This is a genomic window from Pseudomaricurvus sp., from assembly GCF_965662505.1.
Lineage (GTDB): Bacteria > Pseudomonadota > Gammaproteobacteria > Pseudomonadales > Cellvibrionaceae > Pseudomaricurvus.
Genome location: NZ_CBFIHX010000232.1, coordinates 1 through 2155, shown reverse-complemented (window position 1 = coordinate 2155; position 2155 = coordinate 1). Strand labels below are relative to the sequence as shown.

General features: G+C 49.2%; 1 protein-coding gene and 1 pseudogene. One reads left to right on the top strand and one right to left on the bottom strand.

Annotated elements, in window-relative coordinates; genetic code table 11:
- Positions 1 to 435 precede the first annotated feature (435 nt).
- Positions 436 to 1368 carry a DUF6279 family lipoprotein gene (locus tag ACTG33_RS17045; protein ID WP_439136455.1) on the top strand — a complete coding sequence of 311 codons (933 nt, stop codon included), beginning with the start codon at positions 436 to 438 and terminating at the stop codon, positions 1366 to 1368.
- Positions 1369 to 1515: 147 nt separating this feature from the next.
- On the opposite strand, the pseudogene ACTG33_RS17040 reads toward ACTG33_RS17045, so the two are convergent.
- Positions 1516 to 2155: pseudogene (locus ACTG33_RS17040) on the bottom strand (lytic murein transglycosylase); the annotation flags it as partial.

Sequence of the window (2155 nt, the reverse complement as noted above, 5' to 3'; positions counted from 1 at the left end):
AAAGACGTTTGGGTTTCGACAGACGCCGGGGCTTCAATAGGCATTGACGAAGTCGATTCCTGACAACGGGAATCGTTGGGCATTAATACTGAATTATTCATAAAACACTGCATTATTTAAATTATTTTTATTATCACATCCATATATGTCGTTATTATTTAAGCGTTAACGACAAAGTGACCTTCCATGGTGAGGTAATCAAACCTCTTCAACATGCGACCTTCCTTACTAGGTCGGTCCATATTCTGGCAGCCAGGACACCTAAATCAAACAGGCGTTCGAGGAGCGGCGGCATCATAACACAAGCACCATTCAGTTAATACAAGCGCCATCCGGATTCCCAACAATTTGATGGCTGGGCGAATCTCTGTACTAGACTCTTATATAACTAAACGCCCCAAATGTCCTAAAACACCGCCAAAAGATGACTCCAGCTTGAAAAACCGGACCACAACACCTCCAATGAAAGCTTTCCCAATACCGCTTCAATACATGCCAACCCCCGCTCTACTGCGGCGCTTGACGCTCATTGGTTGCCTCTGCCTGGGATTAATCAGCTGCTCCCTACGAGTCACCTACCCATTTATGGATTGGTGGCTGGGATGGAAGGTGGATGACTTCGTCAGCCTCAATAGCCAACAGGAAAACCAGCTGGAAAAAACGCTCGACCAATTTCATCGCTGGCATCAACACACTCAACTGCCCCTCTATGCCCGGGAGCTGGCGGCATTCAAACAACAACTCCAGCAACCCGATATCACGCCAGAACAACTGAGGACATTTGGCGAGCAAGCTCATGCCCACTGGCTGGCCAGTCTCGACTACGCCATGCCAGAAATTCAGTCCTTATTTATGTCGTTAAGTGCTTCCCAATGGCAGGAATTTACTGAAGCAATAACGGAAAAGACTGAAGAAGACACTGAGCCCTATGTCGAGAGCACACCAGAGGAACGTATTGAGCTGCGACAAGAACGTCTGGAGAAAGGAATGGACGACTGGATTGGCCGGCAAACCGACGCTCAGGAAGAGATGGTGCTAACCTGGAGCCAGAATCTGAATTATCTCTCCGAAATCAGTCGCGAGGAACAACAACGGTGGATTGATTCCGCCACTCTGCTCTATCAGCAGCGCCATACATTGAGTCAAAACGATCTTCGCACACAACTCCGAACTCTGATCGCAGAAGAAACGGCGCTTTGGAGCCCCGGACACCGCAAGTTACTGGAAGAAAACCGCGAACGCAGCCTGCGTCTTTTCGCAGACCTGCACGCCTCCCTCTCCGACAAACAAAAGAAACGGCTGCTAAATCGCCTGACAGACATAGAGGATGACTTGAATTATCTGTATCAAAAGACTCTCATTAAATAGCTAAGAATTAACTAACAAAGAATAAAAAAAGAAGAGTAAATAACGGTAGCTAGAGCATGAAAAGCCAAACAACCAACAGTCAGATGATCCAGAAAGGAGTTCGGCTAAGAGATTTAGCGCAGGGTAAGATCGAAGACTGGAGCGGTATCAAAGACGCACCAGCCATGCCTCCAGTTCTTTCTCTAACCCCGTCTGCAAAAGACTGATCCCGCCATCGACCGCTTCGACATAAGCTTCAATGATTTCGGATCCCAGGGTAAACAGCTGCCGGGCATCGGCCTTGGAGGAATCACCGTGAATGATATCCTTGGTGATGGTATTGAGGAAAAACGCCAGCTTGAGCTCATAGTTTTTCAGATCAGACAGGGATTTCCAGCCGTTTTTCAGACCTGACTCCATGGTATCGATGTGGTGAATCAAGTCGCGATTCTGACGTTCAGCGCACTGCAACCAGTATTGCAGCTTCTTCTGAGGCTCCTCATCACAGCCGCCGACCACCGCCGAGTGCGTCGCCAAACCCCGAATACGCGCCAACTGCTCGATCAATTCAGGCACGCTGCGGCATACCAAAGGCAGCACCAGTGCCGAACGCTCCTGCTCCGGGGACGCTTCACCGGGAGTTACCCCACTGGCGACCACAAGAGGCTCTTCCAGACGACGTGCGAGCCCCGCACTCAAATTCAGGATTTGCTCAATCAGGAACGAGTGATATTCAAAATTTTCCAGCAGTGCATCGCCTTCCCAGTTATGGCAAACGGTGTTCCAGCTGTGTTGTATATTCTCCTGC